Here is a 20,714-nt window from a genome sequence, read left to right on the forward strand (position 1 = left end):
ATATCGGATTTTGCTCGTCGAGGCCCTCTCCGTTCGCGGAGGGGGCCTCAGTCGTTCCTGTGCCCGTTCCTGGGCCGATATCCGGTATGTGATGTACCGCATATCGGATATCGGCGGCGTCCGATATATCGCATATCGCGCAAAGGGCCCTCCCCGCCGCAATGGCAGGAAGGGCCCTTTGAGGTCCTGAGTGCGTCGCTGACGCTTACGCGGCGACGGTCACCTTCTCCGGGGTCTTCTGGTACGCGTCGACGTACTCCTGGCCGCTCAGGTCCAGGATGCGGTAGATGATCTCGTCGGTGACGCTGCGCAGCACCGGCAGCGACTCCTGCATGCCGTCGTAGCGGCTGAAGTCGAGCGGCTCGCCGAAGCGGACCGTCACGGGGACGATCTTCGGGATCTTGCGGCCGACGGGCTGCACCTTGTCCGTGCCGATGATGCCGACCGGGATGACCGGGGCCCCGGACTCCAGCGCCATGCGCGCCACACCGGTGCGGCCCCTGTGCAGCATGCCGTCCAGCGACCGGGTGCCCTCGGGGTAGATCGCGAAGGCATCGCCGCGGGCCAGGATCTCGGCGGCGGTGTCGAGCGCGGCGCGGGCGTCACGGCCCTTGCCGCGGTGCACCGGCACGTGGCCGAGCGATGAGAAGAACCAGCGGGACAGCGCGCCCTTGAACCCGGTGCCGGTGAAGTACTCCGCCTTCGCGAGGAACGACACGCGCCGCGGGACCACCATGGGGATCACGACGCTGTCGATGAAGCTCAGGTGGTTCGCCGCCAGGATGACCGGGCCGTCGGTGGGGATGTTCTCCAAGCCTTCCACCACGGGGCGGTAGACAACTCGGGCTGCGCGCGCGACGACATGCTTCATCACCGGGTAGAGGACCATGCCTCCAGCATTCCAGGTGGCGATTGCCGGCGCGTTACCACGTGGTGCGCATCTCCGGCCCGTCACTCGCTCGGACTACGCCGATGCGGCGGCCGTGCGAGCACGGTCACGCGTCGACGACGACGCGTGACCGAATCACCCCTTCAGGGCTGTTGAGAGCTCCACCCAGCGACTCAGCAACGAGGCCGCCCTGCCTGAGTCGATGGCGTCGGCCGCGCGGCTCAGCGAGGCCGTCAGGTCGGCGTGCAGGTCGTCGGAGAACCCGCCGTGCGCCGCGATGGCCCCGGCCGCGTTCACGAGCACCGCGTCGCGCACCGAACCCGTCTTGCCGGCCACCAGGTCGCGGACCACCTGGGCGTTGACGGACGCGTCGCCGCCCTTCAGGTCCTCCTCGCGCGCGGGCTTCACCCCGAGCACGGCCGGGTCGATCGTCTCCGTGCGCACGACACCGTCCTGGGCGAGCCAGGCAGACGTCGTCGTGGTCGTGGTGATCTCGTCGAGGCCGTCGTCACCGCGCACCACCAGAGCGGTGTTGCGACGGCGCGCGAACACCCCGGCGATCAGCGGCGCCGCGGCAGCCCGCGCGCAGCCGATCAGGCCGACGGAGGGCTGCGCCGGGTTCGTCAGCGGGCCGAGCAGGTTGAACGACGTCGGGATGCCGATCTCGCGCCGCACCGGGCCCGCGTGCCGGAAGCCGGGGTGGAACACCGGCGCGAAGCAGAAACCGATGCCCAGCTCGGCCACCGTCGCCCGCACGCCGTCCGGCGGCAGGTCGATCGCGACGCCCAGCTCCTCCAGCACGTCCGCCGTGCCGCACTGGGACGACGCCGCGCGGTTGCCGTGCTTGACGACCGGAACACCGGCGGCGGCCGTGATGATCGCGGCCATCGTCGAAATGTTCACCGAACCGGAATGATCGCCGCCGGTGCCCACGATGTCGGTCGCCCGCACGCCCACGTCGAACCGCCGGGCGTGGTTGAGCATCATCGTGGCGAGGCCGTCGATCTCCTCCGGCGTCTCGCCCTTGGCGCGCAAGGCGACGATGAACGCCGCGATCTGCGCGGGCGTCGCCTCGCCCGACATGACCTGGTCCATGCCCCAGGACGTGTCGTCGGCGGTCAGGTCGACGCCGTCGAGAAGTCTGTTGAGCAGCGAAGGCCAGGTGCGGTCGCTCATGGGGTGTCAGCCCTTGACGACAGGAAGCGCCGAGCCCCGCAGCACCTCGGCCACGGTCTCGGCGGCGGCCAGCGGGTCGAGCGGGTGCACCAGCACCGCGTCCGCCTGCGACCAGGTCGCGAGCCAGCGGTCGTCCTTGCGGCGCACCGCGACGACGATCGGCGGGCAGTTCGTGATCTCGTCCTTGAGCTGCCGGGACAGGCCCATGCCACCGGTCGGCTGCGCCTCGCCGTCGAGGATCAGCAGGTCGACGGTGCCGTTGTCCACCTCGTAGAGGACGTCGGCGATCGCACCGGCCTCCACGTAGTCGACGCGCGGCAGATCCGGCGCCGGGCGGCGGCCGACGGCAGTGATGATCGTCTCACGCACCTCGGGCCGGTGGCTGAACACCAGGATCTTCGTGGTCTGCGTGCTCATCTCACGATCCTCCGCTGCTACTGCTGACTGCGGTCCTGAAGAAAAGTGACCAAGGTCGCCGCGATGTTATCGGGCCGGTTGCAGGGCGTCCCACCCCAGGGCTTCGCCTCCCAGCCGCTGCGCCAGTGACGCCATCCGCGAACGCTCCTGAGCACAGTGCAGCGCGTCCAGCTTCTGCACGCGACTGATATGCGATATATCACCGGCGACGAGCACCCAACCGTCCGGAGTTAGTAGCTCTCGCGCGCGTTCTACCTGTTCAGACGGTATGCGCACATGGTGGCGGAGCACCGCGAGCTCGTCGGCACGCCACTGCGGGGAACGGGCCAAAACGGCCGAATCCGCCTCGACGATGTCGAACGCCTCGACGACCACGACAAGCGCCGGATCGTCGATCGACAACGAGGGTTCGTCACGTCGGCCCAGCAGTTCCCGCAATCGGCCCAGCAAGCCCATCCGTTGATCTCCTCCCAGTCACCGGCTGTGTGACCCAGCCGACCCATGATCCGCGCAGGACCCGATGGGCGGACGGAAATTCCGCAGGCAATAATGCTGCGCGTGACCACGGCAGCGCCTTCAATCGGCCAGCGCGTGCACTCGCTGAACCGCCCGAACATGGTCAGCGTCGGCACGATCGTCTGGCTGTCCAGCGAGCTCATGTTCTTCGCTGGCCTCTTCGCCATGTTCTTCACGGTGAAGGCCCAGAACACGGCGGAGCACTGGCCGCCACCTCCCACGCACCTCAACGTCCCCTACGCGGCGGTCTTCACGATCATCCTGGTCGCGTCGTCCTTCACCTGTCAGTGGGGCGTGTTCGCGGCGGAGCGCGGCGACGTCTTCGGTCTGCGTCGCTGGTACATCGTGACGTTGATCATGGGCGCGATCTTCGTAGGCGGTCAGGCGGGTGAGTACTTCACCCTCGTCGAAGAGGGCACGACGATCCCCTCGTCGGCCTACGGCACCGTCTTCTTCCTGACGACCGGCTTCCACGGCCTGCACGTCATCGGCGGTCTGATCGCGTTCGTCTTCCTGTTGATCCGGACGAAGCTCAGCAAGTTCACGCCGGCACAGGCCACCGCATCGATCGTCGTGTCGTACTACTGGCACTTCGTCGACGTCGTGTGGATCGGCCTGTTCGCCATCATCTACATCGTGCCCTGACCCAGCCGGCACGCAGCCAAGCCACGAGCTCCCGAACTGACAGCAAGGGTTGCCGCACACCATGACCACCACGACGAAACGCCCGCGCGGCGCCCGCACGAAGCTGCGCCGCCGGGTCGCCGGACTGCTCGCCCTGGGCTTCGGCCTGCTGAGCGCCGGCATGCTGTTCGCCGCGTTCGCGCCCACTGCCCAGACCGCCCAGGCGCAGCAGCAGGACGCCCTGGTCCGCCAGGGCGAGCAGATCTACCTGAACACCTGCGCGGGCTGCCACGGCAAGTCCCTCGAGGGTGTCAAGGACCGCGGGCCGAGCCTGATCGGCGTCGGCGACGCCGCGGTCTACTTCCAGACCTCCTCCGGCCGCATGCCCATGGCGCGGCAGGAGGCGCAGGCCACTCGCAAGCCCACGAAGCTCTCCGCCGAGGAGATCAGCGCGCTGATGGCCTACATCACCGCGAACGGTGGCGAGGGCCCGAAGAAGCCCTCCGAGTCCGGTGAGGCCCTGCGCGGAGACAACCCGGCGCGTGGTGGCGAGCTCTTCCGCCTCAACTGCTCGAGCTGCCACAACTTCACGGGTCGTGGTGGCGCGCTGTCGTCCGGCAAGTTCGCGCCGACGCTCGACGGGGTGACCGAGGAGCAGATCTACACGGCGATGCTGACCGGCCCGCAGAACATGCCGAAGTTCGGCGAGCGCCAGCTCACGCCGGAAGAGAAGAAAGACATCATCGCGTACGTCAAGTCGGTGACCGACGGGAACAACAACTCCGGCGGTAACCCCCTGGGCGGGTTCGGACCCGTCTCGGAAGGCTTGATCGCATTCATCGTGGGCATCGCCGCGCTCATCGGCGTGACCCTCTGGATCGGAGCCAAGGCATGAGCGGCGACAAGCCGACCGAGCTGCCCAGCGAGGCAGAGCTCGCGGAGATGAGCCGGGACGACCTCGTCAAGCTCGGCACGAAGATGGACGGCGTCGAGCTCGTCCACTACGAGGAGAAGTGGCCGGTCTCCGGCACCCGCGCCGAGCGTCGTGCCCAGCGCGTCGTCGCGACGTGGTTCATGATCTCCGCGCTGTCGGGTCTCGCGTTCCTCGGCGTGTTCCTGTTCTGGCCGTGGCAGTACGAGGCGCCCTCGAACGAAGAGGGTCACCTGCTGCACATGCTCTACAACCCGCTGATCGGCCTGTTCCTGGGCCTGTCGGTGGTGGGCCTGGGCGTCGGCGCGCTGCTCTACACCAAGAAGTTCATCCCGGACGAGATCGCGGTGCAGCAGCGCCACGACGGTCCGTCGGCCGAGGTTGACCGCGCCACCCTGGTGGCCGAACTCGCCGACGCCGGTGACCGCAGCGGCATCGCCCGCCGCAGCCTGATCAAGCGCACCGCGGGCCTCGGCGCCGGTGTGCTCGGTCTGGGCGTGGCGGCCGTCCCGCTGGGCGCGCTGATCAAGAACCCGCACGCGGACAGCGAGACCAAGGCCTCGCTGTGGCACACCGGCTGGAAGGCCGAAAAGGGCGAGAAGGTCTACCTGCGTCGCCACACCGGCAACTTCCACGAGGTCTCGCTGGTGCGTCCCGAGGACGTCGAGCCCGGCGGCTTCGAGACGGTGTTCCCGTTCCGCGAGTCGGAGCGCGACGACGAGCACGCGCTGGTCGCGGCCCTCAAGCGGGCCGACGCGCCGGTCATGCTCATCCGCCTGCGCCCGAACCAGGCGGTCACCAAGCGCGCCGGTCAGGAAGACTTCAACTTCGGCGACCTGTTCGCGTACTCGAAGATCTGCACGCACCTGGGTTGCCCGACCTCGCTGTTCGAGCAGCAGACCGGTCTGCTGCTCTGCCCGTGCCACCAGTCGCAGTTCGACGTGTTCGAGTACGCCAAGCCGCGGTTCGGCCCGGCGACCCGTCCTCTTCCCCAGCTACCGATCACTGTGGACGAAGAGGGATACTTGGTTGCCCGCAGCGACTTCATCGAGGCTGTGGGTCCGGCGTTCTGGGAGCGGAAGTCATGAGTGCCATCACCACGCCGACGAAGCCGGCCAACGCCGCCGCGCGCGTCGCAGGGGCGGCGGCCAACGCTGCCGACGAGCGGTACCACGCGGCCTCTGGCCTGCGCAAACAGCTGAACAAGGTCTTCCCGACGCACTGGTCGTTCCTGCTCGGTGAGATCGCGCTGTACAGCTTCATCGTGCTGCTGCTGTCCGGTACGTACCTCGCGCTGTTCTTCGACCCGTCGATGACCGAGGTCACCTACAACGGCTCGTTCGAGAACCTGCGCGGCATCGAGATGTCGCGGGCGTTCGCGTCCACGCTCGACATCTCGTTCGAGACGCGCGGTGGCCTGTTCGTCCGCCAGGTGCACCACTGGGCGGCGCTGCTGTTCATGGCCGCGATCGTCGTGCACATGTTCCGGATCTTCTTCACCGGCGCGTTCCGCAAGCCGCGTGAGATCAACTGGGTCATCGGCATCGTGCTGTTCATGCTCGGCGCGATCGAGGGCTTCCTCGGCTACTCGCTGCCGGACGACCTGCTCTCGGGCACCGGCTTGCGCGTGATGGCGGCGCTGCTGATCTCGTTCCCGGTCGTCGGAACCTGGATCAACTGGCTGATGTTCGGCGGGGAGTTCCCCGGCACCAACATCATCCCGATGCTCTACACCGCGCACATCCTGCTGATCCCGGCGATCATCCTCGGCCTGATCGCGGCGCACCTCGCGCTGGTCTGGTACCAGAAGCACACGCAGTTCCCTGGCGTGGGCCGCAAGGAGACCAACGTCGTCGGCGTCCGCATCATGCCGGTGTTCGCGGCCAAGGGCGGTGGCTTCTTCGCCATCGTCGTCGGTGTCATCGCGATCATGGGTGGCGTCTTCCAGATCAACCCGATCTGGAACTTCGGCCCGTACAACCCCGCGCAGATCTCCGCCGGCTCGCAGCCGGACTGGTACATGGGCTGGACCGACGGCCTGGTCCGCATCTGGCCCGCGTGGGAGTTCTACCTGGGCAACTACACGATCCCGGCGCCGTTCCTGCCGTTCATCCTCGGTCTGCCGCTGCTGACCGGCATCGCGGCGGTGTACCCGTGGATCGAGAAGAAGATGACCAAGGACTACGCGCACCACAACCTGCTGCAGCGCCCGCGCGACGTGCCGGTCCGCACCGCGCTCGGCTGGATGGCGATCACGTACTTCATGGTCCTGCTGCTCATGGGCGGCAACGACATCTTCGCGTACAAGTTCGACATCTCGTTGAACCTGACGACGTGGATGGGCCGCATCGGCATGCTGGTCCTGCCTCCGATCGCGTACTTCATCGCGTACCGGATCTGCATCGGCCTGCAGCGCGGCGACCGCGAGGTGCTCGAGCACGGTGTCGAGACCGGCATCATCAAGCGCCTGCCGCACGGTGAGTTCATCGAGATCCACCAGCCGCTCGGCCCGGTGGACGACCACGGCCACCCGCTCCCGCTCGCCTACCAGGGCGCGTCGGTGCCGAAGAAGATGAACAAGCTCGGCTCGGCCGGTCACCCGGTCGCCGGCAGCACGTGGTCCCCGGACCCGGTCGAGGAGACCGTGGCCCTGGAGAACGCGCGGGCGAAGAAGCACGTCGCCGAGGAGATCAGCGCGGAGGACAGGGCAGGCGAGCTCGCGGGCAAGCCGTCCGACCCGAAGGCCTGATCTCGTTCTAGAACTGTGAAAAGCCCCCGTGAACCTTCACGGGGGCTTTTCGTTACGTCAGTTGCGCCGAATGATTTCCGCGGCTGCTCTGATCGTGGCCTTGCTGTGGTTACTGGGCGTCATCCAGGCCGATGGCGAAGGCCGCCTCGTCGTCTCGCTTCGAGTAGCTGCGGAACGCGATGTGCGTGTCGGTGTTCAGCACGCCCGCGACCTTGCTGATCTTGCCGGGCACCAGCGCGGCCAGGTCCTCGTGCTTGCTCACCCGCACGAGCGCGATCAGGTCCACGTCACCTGCGCAGGAGTACACCTCGGTGACGCCGTCGATGTCGGCGATCTCCTGCGCTGCCTCGGGAATGCGTTCGGCGGCGGCCTGGATCAGCACGATGGCGGTGACCACGCTGTCCTCCTCTGGTCTCAGCACGGGTAACTAAAGCACTCGTAGTCTGCCCTACCGGCTTATCGCTGGCGTGAGGACGTCGCTGCGAGCGTGGGTCCCCTCATTCCCGGTTTTGTCTTCGAGGTGAACCCGTGTTCGCACGCAAGCTGATCGCCGAGGTGGCCGGTACGACCATCCTCTGTCTGTTCGGAATCTCCGCCGCTGTATCCGTGGTCGCCGCGGGCAACGAACCGTCCGGTCTGCTCATCGTCGCGCTGGCCCACGGGCTCGCGTTGATGGCCGGCATCTACGCGTTCGGCGCCATTTCCGGCGCGCACTTCAACCCGACCGTCACCATCGCTCTCGCGGTGTCCGGTCGCGTGCCGTGGCGCGAGGTGCCGGCTACGTCGGCGCACAACTCGTCGGCGGCGTCCTGGCTGCTTCGCTGGTTCACGTCGTGCACGGCTCTCGGGCTCTTGAAGCGGGTCTGGGCGTGACTGCTTTCGGTTCCGGTGTCACCGCGACTCAGGCCTTCGCCGCCGAAGCGCTCGGTGCGTTCATCCTCGTGACCGCCGTCTTCGCGCTGGCCGTCAACCCCGGTGCCCCTCGCGGTCTGCACGGTGTCGGGATCGGCCTGGCGCTCGCCACCCAGATCCTCGCGTTCGGTCCCGTCGCGGGCGCCTCGGTGAACCTCGCCCGCACGTTCGGCCCCGACGTCGTCCTCACCTTCACGGGCGGCGACCCGGCCTGGAACCTGCTGCCGGTGTACCTGATCGCCCCTGTTTTCGGCGGCGTCCTGGCGGCCGGCCTCTACGCCCTGAGGACCTCCACGTCCCGCCACCTGAACGTCCCCAGCCCTCGCTAACTCGTCTCTTTGTCGACATCCCAACTGATATATCGGTTCGCCCCACCCGCGCTGACCTGCTCAAACCCTGCCTCATGCAAAAAACGTTTGCGGACGTCCGCAAACGTTTTTTGCATAACTGATATATCGGCGGGGCTCGGTGGGTCAGCTCCAGCGGTCGTGCAAGGGGCGGGCGCCCGCGGCTTGCTCGGCCCACGGGACCCAGGCCGCTGCGGCGCCGGCGGGGGACGACCAGGGTTCGTCCGCGTAGACGAGGCGGGTGCCCGGCTGGTCGAGCCAGCGCAGGACCACGCCGGTTTCTTCCGGAGGGGCGCCGCGGAGGGGACCGGCCGTGGGGACGACGGTTTCCGCCGACGCGACGAGGGCGTCGACGACCGGCATCGGGCGGGTGCCGCGGCGAGCGACTCCGGCTGAGGCGAGGCGGCCGTAGCGGACGACCGAGAACTCCCAGCCGCCTTCGCGATCCGGGCGGGCGGCGACGAGCTGGGGGAGTGCGGCGAGGGCGGCCAGGCGTTGGGCCCGGTCCAGTGAGCGGACCAGGCCGGCCAGGCGGTCGCGGCGGCGGGCGGCTTCCTCGAAGCGCTCGGCTGAGGCGAGGCCGCCCAGTTGGGTGATGAGCCTGCGCAACGGGTCGGCGCTGCGGCCGACGACCAGGTCTTGGACGGCGACGACCGCCGGGGAGTACTCCTCGACGGTCTGGCGGCCCGCGCACGGGGCTTGGCAGCGGCCCAGTTCGGCCAGTGCGCAGGGCGAGGCGCGCTGGTTCGTCGCCGGGATCTTGATCGTGCAGGAGCGCAGCGGGACGGCGTCGAGCAACGCGTCGGCCACCGACTCGGCTGTCTGGCGCGTGCGGAAGGGGCCCAGGGCGCCGTCGCGGGGGTTTCTGACCAGCGACAGCCGCGGGAACGCCTCGTCGGTCAGGACGAGCCACCAGGCGTGGTGCGGGTTCTTGGACCTGCGGTTGTAGGCGGGGCGGTGGGCCCGCAGCAGGCGTAACTCGCGCACTTCGGCTTCCAGCGGGTGAGCGCATTCGACGGCGTCCACGCGCACGGCGAGGGCGACCATCTCGCGGAGTCTGCGGCGGCCCTCGCTGGCGGTGAAGTACTGGCGGACCCGGCGGCGGAGGTCCGAAGCGGTGCCGACGTAGAGCACCTCTTCTTTGGGGCCGCGGAAGAGGTAGACGCCCGGCTTGGACGGCAGGTGGGCGGCCAGGGAGCGCTTCCGGCGTTGCTCCGGGGTGACTTCCGGGAGGTAGGCCAGCAGTTCTTCGAGTGAGTGCACGCCGACGTTGCCGACGCGTTCCAGCAGCCCGTGCAGCACTTCGACGGTCGCGCGGGCGTCGGCCAGGGCGCGGTGGGTCGGCCGGGTCGTGGTGTGGAAGAGGTCGGCCAGCGCGGACAGGCGGCACGACGGGGCCTCGTCGCGGCTCAGCACGCGCCGCGCGAGTTTCACCGTGCAGACGACCGACGGCTTCGGCCAGCGGTAGCCGTGCCGTTCGCAGGCCGCTTTGAGGAAGCTGATGTCGAAACCCGAGTTGTGCGCGACCAGCACCGCTCCAGCCGCGAACTCCAGGAACGCGGGCAGCACCGTGTCCAGCTTCGGCGCGCCCGTGACCATCAGCTGCGTGATGCCGGTCAGCTGGGCCACCTGCACGGGGATGCCGCGTTCCGGGTCGACGAGGGTGGCGAACTCGCCGAGCACCTCGCCGGCGCGGATCTTCACCGCGCCGATCTCGGTGATGGCGTCCTCCTCGTTGCTCCCGCCCGTCGTCTCCAGGTCGAAAACGACGAACGTGGTGTCGCGAAGGGGCGTACCGAGCTCGTCGAAGGACAGTTGACCGGTCACGATGTGGGACGGTAGCGACGGGGTCTGACAATTTTCGGCGCTCGGTCGTTCGCAGGGGTGCTGACCTGCGGTTGCAGGGGTCGTCGAGCGCCGGTGCTGATCCTTTTCCAGATCATTGTTCCGGAGGCCGGAGATGTCCGTGCGCTGCTCAGGCACGGGGGCTCTAGCCTGTTGGGGTGCCAGACCCGATGCCCGAGCCCGAGTTCGACGAGCCTGCCGAGGAGGCAGGCGAGTCCGCAGATGAGTCCACTGTGGACTGGGCGGCCCTGCCGGAGCCGTTGCGGGCGAGACTGGCGGAGCTCGGTGCGGACGCGTTGGGCGAGATGGCGAAGGTCGACGTGCCGCAGCATCTGCGGCCGGTGGCGAAGTTCGCGCCGACGAAACGGGCCCGGCTGGGTGGCGCGCAGGTCGTCGCGGGCCTGCGGAACTCGGCCAACTTCCGCACGGCCGTGGTGGAGTGGCTGGGCAAGAACCGGCCGTCGACGCTCGAGGTGACGTCGCCGGACCCGGTGACGGCGGCCGCGGCGGCGGTGCTGACCGGTGACGACGTCGCGCCGCACTACGTGGAGCTGGTGTCGCGACGGGTCGGCGACGCGACGTTGCGGGCCGAGCGGGATGCCGCCGTGGTGCGGGCGGAACGGCTCGAAGGTGAGCTCGAACGGCTGAAGGCCGAGCGCAGCCAGCTCGACGGTGCGGCGGAACGGATCCGCGCGGATGCCGAGATCGAGCTGGAACGCCTGCGCAAGCGGTTGCGGGAGCAGGGCGTGAAGCTGCGCGAGGCCAAGGACGCCGCCGAGGCCGCGGCCGCCGAGGTGGACAAGATCCAGGTGCGTACGGCAGAGGAGGTCAAGCGCCTCACCGCCGAACGCGACCGGGAGCGGGAACGCGCGGAGACCGAGCGCGGCAAGGCACAGCGGGCGATCGCGGATGCCGAGGTGGCCCGCCAGTCCGCGCGGGAGGCCCGGCAGGCGGACGAGGTGCGGCTCGCGCTGCTCGTGGACACGCTCGACGGTGCCGTGACGGGTTTGCGTCGCGAGTTGGCGTTGGGTGGTGGCACCGGGCCGCGTCCTGCCGACCTCGTGCGGGGTGCCAGTGCGTCGCAGGGGGCAGTTGGGCGCGTGGAGGACCCGGCGGCGCTGGACCGGCTGCTGGCGTTGCCCGCGGTGCACCTGGTGGTGGACGGCTACAACGTCACGAAGACCGGTTACCCAGAGCTTTCGTTGTCGGATCAGCGTGATCGGCTCGTGCATCAGCTGGCGGTGCTCGCCGCGCGCACGGGGGCTGAGGTGACGTTGGTGTTCGACGGCGCTGGGGTGGTGGCCGTGCCCGCGGCGGCTCCACGGGGCGTGCGCGTGCTCTTCAGCGATCCTGGTGTTCTGGCAGATGACGTGATTCGTGCGCTGGTCACCGCGGAGCCCGAGGGGCGTCCTGTGGTGGTGGTGACGTCGGATCGCGCGGTCGCCGACTCGGTGCGACGTCGCGGCGCGCACCCGGTGCCGTCCGCTGTGTTGCTGGCCCGTCTCGGGCGCGTTTGAACACCCGGTAGCCTGACCCGGAATCGATCTTCGGCTCGGTCTTCGGGCTCGATCTTGACGGTCTTGTTCTCGCGAAGGGGATCGGCGGCGTGTCGTCGCGCAAACTCACCCGCGGTGTTCTGGTTACCGCCCTGTTCTTCGGTGCTCTGCCGGCCGTGTCGTTCGCCGCGCAGCCGGCTGATCCGGCGCGCGCGTACGCCGATCTGACGGCGCAGGCGACCAAGCTCAACGAGGAAGTCCTGCGGGCGCAGGAGGATCTGGTCCTGCGTCGGGCCGAGCTCGAACGCGCCTCGGTGGATGTGGCGGCGGCGCAGCAGATCGAGCGGCAGGCGAAGTCCGACGAGGACGGTTACCGCGGCCAGGTCGACCTGATCACCCAGGCGTCGTTCGAGGGTGCGCGGTTCAACCAGCTGTCGGCGCTGCTCGTCGCGGACTCCCAGCAGGACTTCCTGAACCGCCTGGAGATGATGCGGGTCCTGGCGTCGGACAAGGCCGACTCGCTGGCCCGGCTGTCGGGCGCCGTTGAGAAGGCGCGTCAGGCGCACCAGGCGGCGGAGAACTCGCGCACTCGTGCTGCCGAGGCCGCTTCGGCGGCCGAGCGGTTGAAGGCCGACCTCGACGGGCGCAGCCGCGCGCTGCAGGCGCAGATCAGTGAGGTGCGTGCCGCGTTGACGCGGCTGCCCGCGCCGGTCGTGAACCGGCTGCGGGATCCGGGCGACCGGTCCGCGGTCAGCGTGCCCGCGGGGACGGCCGGGATCGCGCTGGCGTTCGCACTGGCGCAGCGCGGGGACGAGTACCGCTACGGCTCGACCGGGCCCGACCAGTGGGACTGCGCCGGCCTGACGATGAAGGCCTACGCGTCCGCGGGGCTCAACATTCCGCGCACGTCCGGTGGGCAGGCTGCGGTGGGGCGGGTGGTCACGCGCGGCGAGGTCCGTGCGGGCGACCTGATCGTCTACTACTCGAGCCGGTCGCACGTCGCGATGGCTGTCGACAACATGCGGGCCGTGCACGCCTCCACTGAGGGGCAGCCGGTGAAGATCGCGCCGATCGACGCCATCGGGCCCATCGCGGTGATTCGGCGCATCGAGGGCTAGCGTTGCGCCGGTGAAGCACCTCAGGCCGTTGCTGGCGATCACGGTCGCCATGACGTTCCTGCTGGGCCTGACCGTTGCAATGCGGCCTGTTGAGTTGCCGCCGACGGAAACTGTTCATTGCAAGGAAGCGGTGCTGACGGCGTCGTCCGGCACCGTGACCAGCAGTTCTTGTGATGGCGAACTCGCTGGACGTGCATTGGGTGTGTTGGACGACTCGGTGTCGGGTGTAGCCGATATATTGGATATCAGTTGGTCGCGACGGGTCGACGTCGTGATTCCGGCTTCGGACACCGAGCTCGTGTCGCTCGTCGGACCGGCGTTCGCGGACATGGCCGGGATCGCGATTCGTGACGGTTCCGGGCAGCGCGTGGTGCTCAATAGGGTGCGTGCGGCGGCGTTGACTCCGTTGGAGTTGCGTGTGCTGCTGCGGCACGAGATCACCCACGTGGCGACGCGCGACCTGACGTCGGACTCGGCGCCGCTGTGGCTGGTCGAGGGGTTCGCGGACTGGGTGGCGTTCCACGGGCTCGGGCTGTCGCTGCGCCAGGCCGCGCCGTTGCTCACGTCCAGTGTCTCGGCGCTGCCCACCGACTTCAGTGGTGCGGGGCGTGATCTGGCTTACCAGCAGGCGTACTCGATCATGGTCTACCTGGAGTCGAAGCTGGGGGAGCGGGGCGTCGTCGACTTCTTCCTGCAGCACGCTTCTCGGTCCGCTGTGGAGCTGGGGGCGGTCGACGTGGCGGGCTGGCGCGAGTTCCTGCGGTCGAGCATCGGATAGCGTTGGGTTCGTGCGCCGAACCTTGCTGGTGACCAACGACTTCCCGCCTCGCCCCGGTGGCATCCAGTCCTACCTGCACGCGTTGGCGACACGGCTGCCCGCGGACTCCCTCGTCGTGTACGCGCCGAAGTGGAAGGGCGCGGCGGAGTTCGACGCGGCGCAGCCTTTCCCGGTGGTGCGGCATCCGACGTCGCTGATGCTGCCGACGCCCGATGTGCTCCGGCGTGCTCGTGAGATCGCCCGCGCTGAGTCGTGCGAGGCGGCGTGGTTCGGGGCGGCGGCACCGCTGGCGTTGCTGGCGCCGTCGCTGGGGTTGAGCCGCGCGGTGGCGTGCACCCACGGGCACGAGGTCGGCTGGTCGATGTTGCCGGTGGCGCGGCAGGCGTTGCGGGCGATCGGGTCCGGTGTGGACGTCGTGACGTACGTCAGCCGCTACACCCGTTCGCGGTTCGCGGCGGCGTTCGGGCCGATGGCGGCCTTGGAGCACCTGCCGTCCGGTGTGGACACCGATCTCTACCGCCCGGATCCCGCCGCGCGGGCCGAGATTCGTCAGCGGTACGGGCTGGGCGACCGGCCGGTGATCGTGTGCGTGTCGCGCCTGGTGCCGCGCAAGGGACAGGACGTCCTGATCCGCGCCCTGCCGCTGATCCAGCGCACGGTGCCGGACGCGGCGTTGCTGATCGTCGGTGGCGGGCCGTACCGGGGGACGCTCGAGCAGATGGCGGCCGGCTCGCGTGACATCGTGCTGACCGGCTCGGTGCCGTGGGAGGAACTGCCCGCGCACTACAACGCCGGCGACGTCTTCGCGATGCCGTGCCGCACCCGTGGCCGCGGTCTCGACGTCGAGGGGCTGGGCATCGTCTACCTGGAGGCTTCGGCGACCGGGCTGCCCGTGATCGCCGGACGGTCCGGCGGCGCGCCGGAGACCGTTCGCGACGGCATCACCGGCAACGTCGTCGATGGGCTCAACGTCGAGAACGTCGCCGAGAGGATCGCGATGTTGCTCGCGGATCCCGAGATGGCGGCCAAGATGGGACGCGCCGGACGTGAGTGGGTGAGCGACCACTGGCGGTGGGATCAGCTCGCGCACCGCCTCGAAGGCCTCATCGGCTGAGCCGTATCCAATACGCGATATATCACGCTGCGCCCGATGTGAGCGGAATTTGCGCGGCCGAAATATGCGTGCGATGGCAACGGTATGGGCGTTGTATACAGCAAGTCGCCGCTGTGTCCGCGCCCACGGCTTGTGCTCGGGCTGTATTCCATCCGCTGTATGCAAGCTGCATCCGCTGTGAGCAGGCCGTCGACGAGCAGTCGGCCGCCTGTATGCAGGTCGTGTGCGGCGGCGGTGCGCTGAGTACATCGGATAGGCCGGATTCAGCTGGTATGCGATATATCGGATATTGCGCTGCATATGACAACGTTGTCATGAAGCGATACATCGGATATCGGTGGTGTCCTGCATATTGGATATCGGTCAGGGCTGGATGAGTGCGCGGGCCCGGATTTCCAAGGCGCGCAAGCCCAGTTCCGAGCTGCGGCGTGCGGCTTCGTCAGCGGCGGACCGGGACTCGGGATGGCGGTCGAGATCGCGCCACACCACGGCCAGTCCGATCAGCGCGCGGACCTCGCCGGACGCGTAGCCGATGCGCCGGGCCGTGGCGAGGGCCTGGCCGAGGAGCTCGGCGGCGGCGTCGAAGTCGGACAGGGCGCGGCGGACGTCGCCGAGCGTGATCCGCACCGAGGTCGCCACCTGCGGGTCGCCGCCGTCGGCGACGAGGGACAGCGCGCGAGAAGCCAGGGACAGCGCGGCCGGGGGGTTGCCGGAAGCGAGCTCCAGGGCGGCCAGGTTCTCGAGGGTCTCCGCCTCGCCGGCCGGGACGTTGCCGATCTCCAGGGCGCGGTCGAGGTGGTCGCGGGCCTCGCCGAGGCGTCCCTGCAGGCGCAGCGCCATGCCGAGGTAGGTGTGGCTGTCGGCGTTCGGGGCGAGCGCGAGGGCCTGGGAGAAGTGGTCGACGGCGCCGTCGATCTCGCCGAGCTCCACGGACAGCTGGCCGAGGTTGTAGAGGCCGGTGCTGATGCTGTCGGCCGAGTGCAGCATCGCCAGGCAGCGGACCAGGGCTTCCTTCGCCTCGGTCAGCTGTCCGGAGCGGCGGTGCACCAGGCTGAGGTTGTTCAGCACGCTCGCCTCGGCGTCCTTGTCGCCCAGCGCCCGGTACAGCTCGATCGCCTGGTTGTGGTGCTCGACCGACAACGCGTACTCGCCCAGCCGCAGGTAGAGGGTGCCGAGGTTCGCGTGCATGGCGGCCTCTGCGGGGTGGTTCGAGGACGCGACCGCCGCCTGCAGGCCGTGGTGGGCGGTCGCGAGCCATTCGCCGACGTGCTGGCCGATCCACAGGTAGCCGCGCAGCGCGTCGGCCAGCTGCCACGCCATCGGGGCCGGACCGTGCTCGGCGGCCTGCTGGATGGCGGCGGTCAGGTTCGGGCGTTCCGCGTCGAGCCACGCGAGCGCCTCGGCGGAGGTCGTGATCCTGGGCGCGGGGCCGGTGGAGGACGTCGGCAGCCGCACGATGCCGGGGTAGAGCAACTCGGCGCAGCGTTCGACGCCGCGCAGGTAGTGGTTCAGCAGGACCGTCCAGGCCAGCTGTTGCTCGGCCGGCGTGTCCGACTCCTCGCGCAACGCCGCCGCGTAACGCACCAGCTCGTCGTGGAACCGGAAACGGCCCGGCGCGAGCGAAACCACCAGCTGGGCGATCTCCAGCACCGTCAGCAGGCCCTCGGCGTCCACATCGGCCAGAGCCGAGGCGGCCTCCGCGGTGAAGTCCGGGCCGGGTACCAGCGACAGCAACCGGAACAACCGTTGCGGCGCCGGCGGAAGCGCCGCGTAGGCCAGCTCGATCGGCGAACCGGAAATCGTCACGTCGCCGCGCCCAGCCAGATAGGCCGCCGCCACCCGCAACGCCAGCGGCAGGTGCCCGCACCGGGAGGCCAGCTCGGCGTGGTCACCGGGACCCAGCAGCCGGCCGAGCAACGCCGCGGACTCGGCGGGAGCGAACACGTCGACCGGCACCGTCCGCGCGCCGTTCATCGCGATCAGCCCGCGCAGGTCGTCCCGCGACGTCACGATCACCCGGCACGACGCGGTCCCCGGCAGCAACGGCCGCACCTGGTCCGGCGCGGAAGCGTTGTCCAGCACCAGCAGCATCCGCCGGCCCGAGACCAGCGAGCGCAGCATCGTGCTCTGCTCGTCGGCGTCCGGCGGGATCTCGTCCGGCGGCACCCCGAGCGCGCGCAGGAACCGCGACAGCACGTCCATCTCGTCCGCGGGCGGCCCCAGCGAGTAGCCGCGCAGGTCGACGTACAACTGCCCGTCCGGGAACCTGTCCCGCAGCAGGTGCGCCATGTGCACGGCCAGCGTCGTCTTGCCCACGCCCGGCTGTCCCGCCAGCGTCACGATCGGCACCGACCCGCCGGTGATGAGCCCGGAGATCCGCTCCACGTGCTCCACGCGCCCGGTGAAGTCAGCGATGTCGTCCGGCAGCCGCATCGGCGACGCGGGCGCGCGTTCCGGCTCGCGCTCGGCGACCGGAGCGGCCAGCGACGGCGCTCCCACGAGGATCGCCTGGTGCAACGCCCGCAGCTCACCGGACGGATCGATGCCGAGCTGCTCGTCCAGGGTCCGGTCGAGCTGCCGGAACGCCTCCAGCGCCTCCGCCTGCCTGCTGCTGCGGTACAGCGCGAGCATCAGCTGCGCCCAGAACCGCTCGCGCAACGGGTGGTCCCGCGTCAGTGTGAACAGTTCCGGCACCAGGTCCGCGTGGTTGCCCAGCGCGAGCTCCACGTCGATCCGCTGCTCGTGCACACTCATCAGCAGCTCGGTCAGCCGCGGCGCGTTCTCGGCGTACAAGGTCTCCGACGGCACGTCCGACAGCACCGGACCACGCCACAGCTCCAGCGCCTCGGCAAACGCTTTCCGCGCCGTGACCAGGTCGTCCGCCGCGGCAGCCGCCCGTCCACGAGCAGCAGCGTCAGCGAACCGGTGCACGTCCACGGCCAGCGGGTCGACCCGCATCCGGTAGCCGTCGGCCGCGGTCTGGATCAGCGACGGATCACCCAGCGCCGCCCGCAGCCGCATCACGTACGTCTGCAACGTCCCACGAGTGCGGGCAGGCGGTGCGTCACCCCACAGGTGCTCGACGAGTTCCGTCACGGGAACGACGCGGTTCGGCCGCAGCAGCAACGCCGCCAGCAACGCCCTGTGCTTGCCCGCGCGAAGCACCACCGAGGCGCCGTCCAGACGCACGTCCAACGGGCCGAGCAGCCGGAACTGCGGACCCGAAGTCATTGCCTTCCCTTCGCGCGAGCCGGATCATCCCCCTGTACCGGACAGCCTAGTTGCGCCCGGAGTCGCGCACTGTCGCCGAGTGACATCGGCGCGTCAGCGATACGTCAGCGTCGTTTGGCAATCTTCTACACGTCCCGGTCGGGGGGCCGGGGCAACAAACTTCTCGGGTTCCGCAGAAGCCCTGCGGATCACGATCGCTGGGGGTCGAAAGGCCCAGGAGCTCTCTCTCAGCTCCTGGGCCTTTCGCGCATCACACCCTCTTACTTCGCGTAGATGGCGTCGATGTCCGCCGAGTACGTCGTCGCCACGACAGAGCGCTTCAACTTCAGCGACGGCGTCATCTCGCCGCCCGCCTCGGTGAAGTCGATCGGCAGCACCCGGAACTTGCGGATCGCCTCCGCCTTCGACACCGACTTGTTCGCCTCGTCCACCACGGCCTGGATCTCGGCCAGCAGATCCGCGTCCTCGATCAGATCGGGGACCTCGGCCGACGCCGGCTTGCCGTGCGACTCCTTCCACGACGGGAAGAACTCCGGGTCGATCGTGATCAGCGCGCCGATGAACGGCTGCTTGTCACCGACGACCATGCACTGCGAGATCAGCGGGTGCGCCCGGATGCGGTCCTCGAGCTGCGCGGGGGAGACGTTCTTGCCACCGGCGGTGACGATGATCTCCTTCTTGCGGCCCGTGATCTTCAGGAAGCCGTCGGTGTCGAGCTCACCGATGTCGCCGGTGTGGAACCAGCCGTCCTCGAGGGCCTCCTTGGTGGCGGCCTCGTTGTTCCAGTAGCCGGTGAAGACGATGTCGCCCTTGATGAGGATCTCGCCGTCGTCCGCGATCCGGACCGACGTGCCGGGCACCGGCAGGCCGACCGTGCCGACCTTCTCCTGGCCGCGGAACGTCACGCACGCCGCCGCCGACGTCTCCGTCAGGCCGTAGCCCTCGTACACCGGGATGCCCGCGCCGCGGAAGAAGTGCGACAGCCGGTCACCCAGCGGCGCGCCACCGGACACCGCCGCGATCGCCCGGCCGCCCAGTGCACCGCGCAGCTTCGCGAACACCAGCTTGTCGAACACCGCGTGCTTGACCCGCAGCACCAGGCCGGGACCGCCGTTGTCCAGCGCGGACGAGTACTCGACGGCCGTCGCCTCCGCCGCGTCGAAGATCTTGCCCTTGCCGCCGGCGTGCGCCTTCTGCTTGGCGCCGTTGTAGACCTTCTCGAACACGCGCGGCACCGCGACGACGAACGTCGGCCGGAACTGGCCCAGGTCCGCGACGAGGTTCTTCACGTCGGCGGTGTGGCCCAGCGTCGCGCGCGAGTACACGCACGCCAGCGCCAGAGCGCGCGCAAGGATGTGCGCGAGCGGCAGGAACTCCAGCAGCGAGTTGCCCGCGGTGAGGATCTCCGGGAACCGCGTCAGCGCCGACCGCACCTCGGACAGCAGGTTGCGGTGCGTCAGCGTGCAGCCCTTGGGCCGGCCCGTGGTGCCGGACGTGTAGACGAGCGTCGCCGTCTCGTCCGCCTGCACCTGCCCGCGGCGCTCGTGCACCTGCTCGTCGGTGATCTCGGCGCCCAGCGCGGTCAGCTCGTCGACCGCGGCGGCCGCGCCCTCGATCTGCCACACGTGGCGCAGCTCGGGCAGCGAGCCGACGACGTCGTCGACCGACTGGCGGTGCGCCGAGGTCTCGACGAACACCGCCTTCGCGCCGGAGTCGGACAGGATCCACTCGATCTGGTCCGCCGACGATGTCTCGTAGATCGGCACGGTGATGCCGCCCGCCGCCCAGATGGCGAAGTCGAGCAGCTGCCACTCGTAGCGGGTCTTGGAGACCAGGCCGATGCGGTCGCCGTGCTCGATGCCCGCGGCGATCATGCCCTTGGCGACCGCCATGACCTGGGCGGCGAAGTCACGCGCCGTGATGTCGACCCAGGTGCCGTCGATCTGCCGGCGGAAGCTGACGGCGTTGCCGAAGCGCTCCGCGTTGGCCCACACCATGTCGGTGAGGTTCTCCTCCGGAGCCACCGCGGCCGTGGCGGGGACGCTGAACTCGCGCACGTCAACCTCCGTACGTTTGCTTGTTACTCGCGGGGAAACTTAGCGTGTGATTCCGGCGATACAAAGGTTGGTACGCCCTTCCGTTACCTTTTGACCCCATGGCCAGTGTGGACGTCGTCGACGAGACTTTCCTGGCAGTGCCACCCAGCGTGGTCGCCGCCGCTTTCGCCGCGCCATCGTCGTGGCGTGATTTCTGGCCCGATCTCGAGCTCGACGTCTACGCCGACCGCGGCGACGAGGGACTGCGCTGGACCGTCGGCGGCGCGCTCGTCGGCACGATGGAGGTCTGGCTCGAGCCGATGCTCGACGGCACTCTGGTGCACTTCTTCCTCCGCGCTGATCCGCCGGCCGGTTCCTTCACCCCGCGCACCGCGCTTCGTGAGGTGCAACGCCGGCAGCTCGCCGCGAAGTCCGTTGCTCTGGGCCTGAAGCTGACTCTGGAGGACGGTCGCCCCGCTGGCTGCCCGCCGCACGGGTGATCTTGCTTGACGTGCGTCTCAGAAACCACTTCCGC

General features: G+C 69.2%; 17 protein-coding genes and 1 pseudogene. 10 read left to right on the top strand and 8 right to left on the bottom strand.

Annotation, left to right across the window (positions count from 1 at the left end; all coding sequences use genetic code 11):
• Window positions 1-205: 205 nt before the first annotated feature.
• The 4 genes from UK23_RS00595 to UK23_RS00610 all read right to left on the bottom strand — a co-directional run bounded on the left by UK23_RS00595 (window position 206) and on the right by UK23_RS00610 (window position 2,938).
• Window positions 206-889: a lysophospholipid acyltransferase family protein gene (locus tag UK23_RS00595; protein ID WP_045309327.1), complete on the bottom strand. Its 684-nt coding sequence runs from the start codon at window positions 887-889 to the stop codon at window positions 206-208.
• 135 nt (window positions 890-1,024) lie between these two features.
• Window positions 1,025-2,065, bottom strand: a complete 1,041-nt coding sequence (gene trpD / locus UK23_RS00600; protein WP_045309328.1) for an anthranilate phosphoribosyltransferase — start codon at window positions 2,063-2,065, stop codon at window positions 1,025-1,027.
• A 6-nt stretch (window positions 2,066-2,071) separates the two neighbouring features.
• Complete coding sequence (locus UK23_RS00605; protein ID WP_045309329.1) at window positions 2,072-2,482, bottom strand: hypothetical protein; 411 nt, start codon at window positions 2,480-2,482, stop codon at window positions 2,072-2,074.
• A 66-nt stretch (window positions 2,483-2,548) separates the two neighbouring features.
• Window positions 2,549-2,938: a hypothetical protein gene (locus UK23_RS00610; RefSeq protein WP_045309330.1), complete on the bottom strand. Its 390-nt coding sequence runs from the start codon at window positions 2,936-2,938 to the stop codon at window positions 2,549-2,551.
• A 93-nt stretch (window positions 2,939-3,031) separates the two neighbouring features.
• Between UK23_RS00610 and UK23_RS00615 the strand changes: the two genes are divergently transcribed.
• The 4 genes from UK23_RS00615 to UK23_RS00630 all read left to right on the top strand — a co-directional run bounded on the left by UK23_RS00615 (window position 3,032) and on the right by UK23_RS00630 (window position 7,302).
• A complete protein-coding gene (locus UK23_RS00615; RefSeq protein ID WP_045309331.1) occupies window positions 3,032-3,643 on the top strand; it encodes a cytochrome c oxidase subunit 3 in 612 nt (203 codons plus the stop codon).
• A 61-nt stretch (window positions 3,644-3,704) separates the two neighbouring features.
• The gene (locus UK23_RS00620) at window positions 3,705-4,517 is read left to right on the top strand and encodes a c-type cytochrome (protein ID WP_045309332.1); all 813 of its coding nucleotides are present in this window, start codon (window positions 3,705-3,707) and stop codon (window positions 4,515-4,517) included.
• Complete coding sequence (locus UK23_RS00625) at window positions 4,514-5,641, top strand: ubiquinol-cytochrome c reductase iron-sulfur subunit (protein WP_045309333.1); 1,128 nt, start codon at window positions 4,514-4,516, stop codon at window positions 5,639-5,641. The genes UK23_RS00620 and UK23_RS00625 overlap by 4 nt, the downstream gene beginning before the upstream one ends.
• Entirely contained in the window at window positions 5,638-7,302 is a 1,665-nt protein-coding gene (locus tag UK23_RS00630) for a cytochrome b (protein WP_045309334.1), read from the top strand. Before UK23_RS00625 ends, UK23_RS00630 begins: the two co-directional genes overlap by 4 nt.
• Before the next feature lie 109 nt (window positions 7,303-7,411).
• On the opposite strand, the gene UK23_RS00635 is transcribed toward UK23_RS00630, so the two are convergent.
• Window positions 7,412-7,699: an Lrp/AsnC family transcriptional regulator gene (locus UK23_RS00635; protein ID WP_045309335.1), complete on the bottom strand. Its 288-nt coding sequence runs from the start codon at window positions 7,697-7,699 to the stop codon at window positions 7,412-7,414.
• Window positions 7,700-7,857: 158 nt separating this feature from the next.
• On the opposite strand from UK23_RS00635, the pseudogene UK23_RS00640 reads away from it, so the two are divergent.
• A pseudogene (locus tag UK23_RS00640) lies at window positions 7,858-8,543 on the top strand (MIP/aquaporin family protein).
• Between the two features lie 144 nt (window positions 8,544-8,687).
• Here the strand turns inward: UK23_RS00640 and UK23_RS00645 are convergent.
• A complete protein-coding gene (locus tag UK23_RS00645; RefSeq protein WP_231114326.1) occupies window positions 8,688-10,388 on the bottom strand; it encodes a DEDD exonuclease domain-containing protein in 1,701 nt (566 codons plus the stop codon).
• Window positions 10,389-10,576: 188 nt separating this feature from the next.
• Between UK23_RS00645 and UK23_RS00650 the strand changes: the two genes are divergently transcribed.
• The 4 genes from UK23_RS00650 to UK23_RS00665 all read left to right on the top strand — a co-directional run bounded on the left by UK23_RS00650 (window position 10,577) and on the right by UK23_RS00665 (window position 14,912).
• On the top strand, window positions 10,577-11,923 hold the full coding sequence (locus tag UK23_RS00650) for an NYN domain-containing protein (protein ID WP_045309336.1): 1,347 nt from the start codon (window positions 10,577-10,579) through the stop codon (window positions 11,921-11,923).
• Window positions 11,924-12,012: 89 nt separating this feature from the next.
• Window positions 12,013-13,020, top strand: coding sequence for a C40 family peptidase (locus UK23_RS00655; RefSeq protein ID WP_045309337.1), 1,008 nt, complete (start codon window positions 12,013-12,015; stop codon window positions 13,018-13,020).
• A gap of 10 nt (window positions 13,021-13,030) precedes the next feature.
• A complete protein-coding gene (locus UK23_RS00660) occupies window positions 13,031-13,798 on the top strand; it encodes a hypothetical protein (protein WP_156212612.1) in 768 nt (255 codons plus the stop codon).
• A 10-nt stretch (window positions 13,799-13,808) separates the two neighbouring features.
• Window positions 13,809-14,912 (top strand): glycosyltransferase family 4 protein, encoded by a 1,104-nt coding sequence (locus tag UK23_RS00665; protein WP_082114315.1) that lies wholly within the window; start codon window positions 13,809-13,811, stop codon window positions 14,910-14,912.
• A 363-nt stretch (window positions 14,913-15,275) separates the two neighbouring features.
• On the opposite strand, the gene UK23_RS00670 is transcribed toward UK23_RS00665, so the two are convergent.
• Complete coding sequence (locus tag UK23_RS00670) at window positions 15,276-18,143, bottom strand: AfsR/SARP family transcriptional regulator (RefSeq protein WP_052684260.1); 2,868 nt, start codon at window positions 18,141-18,143, stop codon at window positions 15,276-15,278.
• A 260-nt stretch (window positions 18,144-18,403) separates the two neighbouring features.
• Window positions 18,404-20,200, bottom strand: coding sequence for an AMP-dependent synthetase/ligase (locus UK23_RS00675; protein ID WP_045309339.1), 1,797 nt, complete (start codon window positions 20,198-20,200; stop codon window positions 18,404-18,406).
• 98 nt (window positions 20,201-20,298) lie between these two features.
• On the opposite strand from UK23_RS00675, the gene UK23_RS00680 reads away from it, so the two are divergent.
• Entirely contained in the window at window positions 20,299-20,679 is a 381-nt protein-coding gene (locus UK23_RS00680) for a hypothetical protein (protein WP_045309340.1), read from the top strand.
• The last annotated feature ends 35 nt before the right edge of the window (window positions 20,680-20,714 follow it).

The organism is Lentzea aerocolonigenes, assembly GCF_000955955.1.
Taxonomy (GTDB): domain Bacteria; phylum Actinomycetota; class Actinomycetes; order Mycobacteriales; family Pseudonocardiaceae; genus Lentzea; species Lentzea aerocolonigenes_A.

Bases quoted from the DNA above. Each gene is read 5' to 3' on its own strand.
- UK23_RS00630 (WP_045309334.1), top strand. From the start codon at position 5,638: ATGAGTGCCATCACCACGCCGACGAAGCCGGCCAACGCCGCCGCGCGC.
- UK23_RS00650 (WP_045309336.1), top strand. From the start codon at position 10,577: ATGCCCGAGCCCGAGTTCGACGAGCCTGCCGAGGAGGCAGGCGAGTCC.
- UK23_RS00610 (WP_045309330.1), bottom strand. From the start codon at position 2,938: ATGGGCTTGCTGGGCCGATTGCGGGAACTGCTGGGCCGACGTGACGAA.
- trpD (WP_045309328.1), bottom strand. From the start codon at position 2,065: ATGAGCGACCGCACCTGGCCTTCGCTGCTCAACAGACTTCTCGACGGC.
- UK23_RS00605 (WP_045309329.1), bottom strand. From the start codon at position 2,482: ATGAGCACGCAGACCACGAAGATCCTGGTGTTCAGCCACCGGCCCGAG.
- UK23_RS00670 (WP_052684260.1), bottom strand. From the start codon at position 18,143: ATGACTTCGGGTCCGCAGTTCCGGCTGCTCGGCCCGTTGGACGTGCGT.
- UK23_RS00595 (WP_045309327.1), bottom strand. From the start codon at position 889: ATGGTCCTCTACCCGGTGATGAAGCATGTCGTCGCGCGCGCAGCCCGA.
- UK23_RS00615 (WP_045309331.1), top strand. From the start codon at position 3,032: ATGCTGCGCGTGACCACGGCAGCGCCTTCAATCGGCCAGCGCGTGCAC.
- UK23_RS00680 (WP_045309340.1), top strand. From the start codon at position 20,299: ATGGCCAGTGTGGACGTCGTCGACGAGACTTTCCTGGCAGTGCCACCC.
- UK23_RS00625 (WP_045309333.1), top strand. From the start codon at position 4,514: ATGAGCGGCGACAAGCCGACCGAGCTGCCCAGCGAGGCAGAGCTCGCG.
- UK23_RS00620 (WP_045309332.1), top strand. From the start codon at position 3,705: ATGACCACCACGACGAAACGCCCGCGCGGCGCCCGCACGAAGCTGCGC.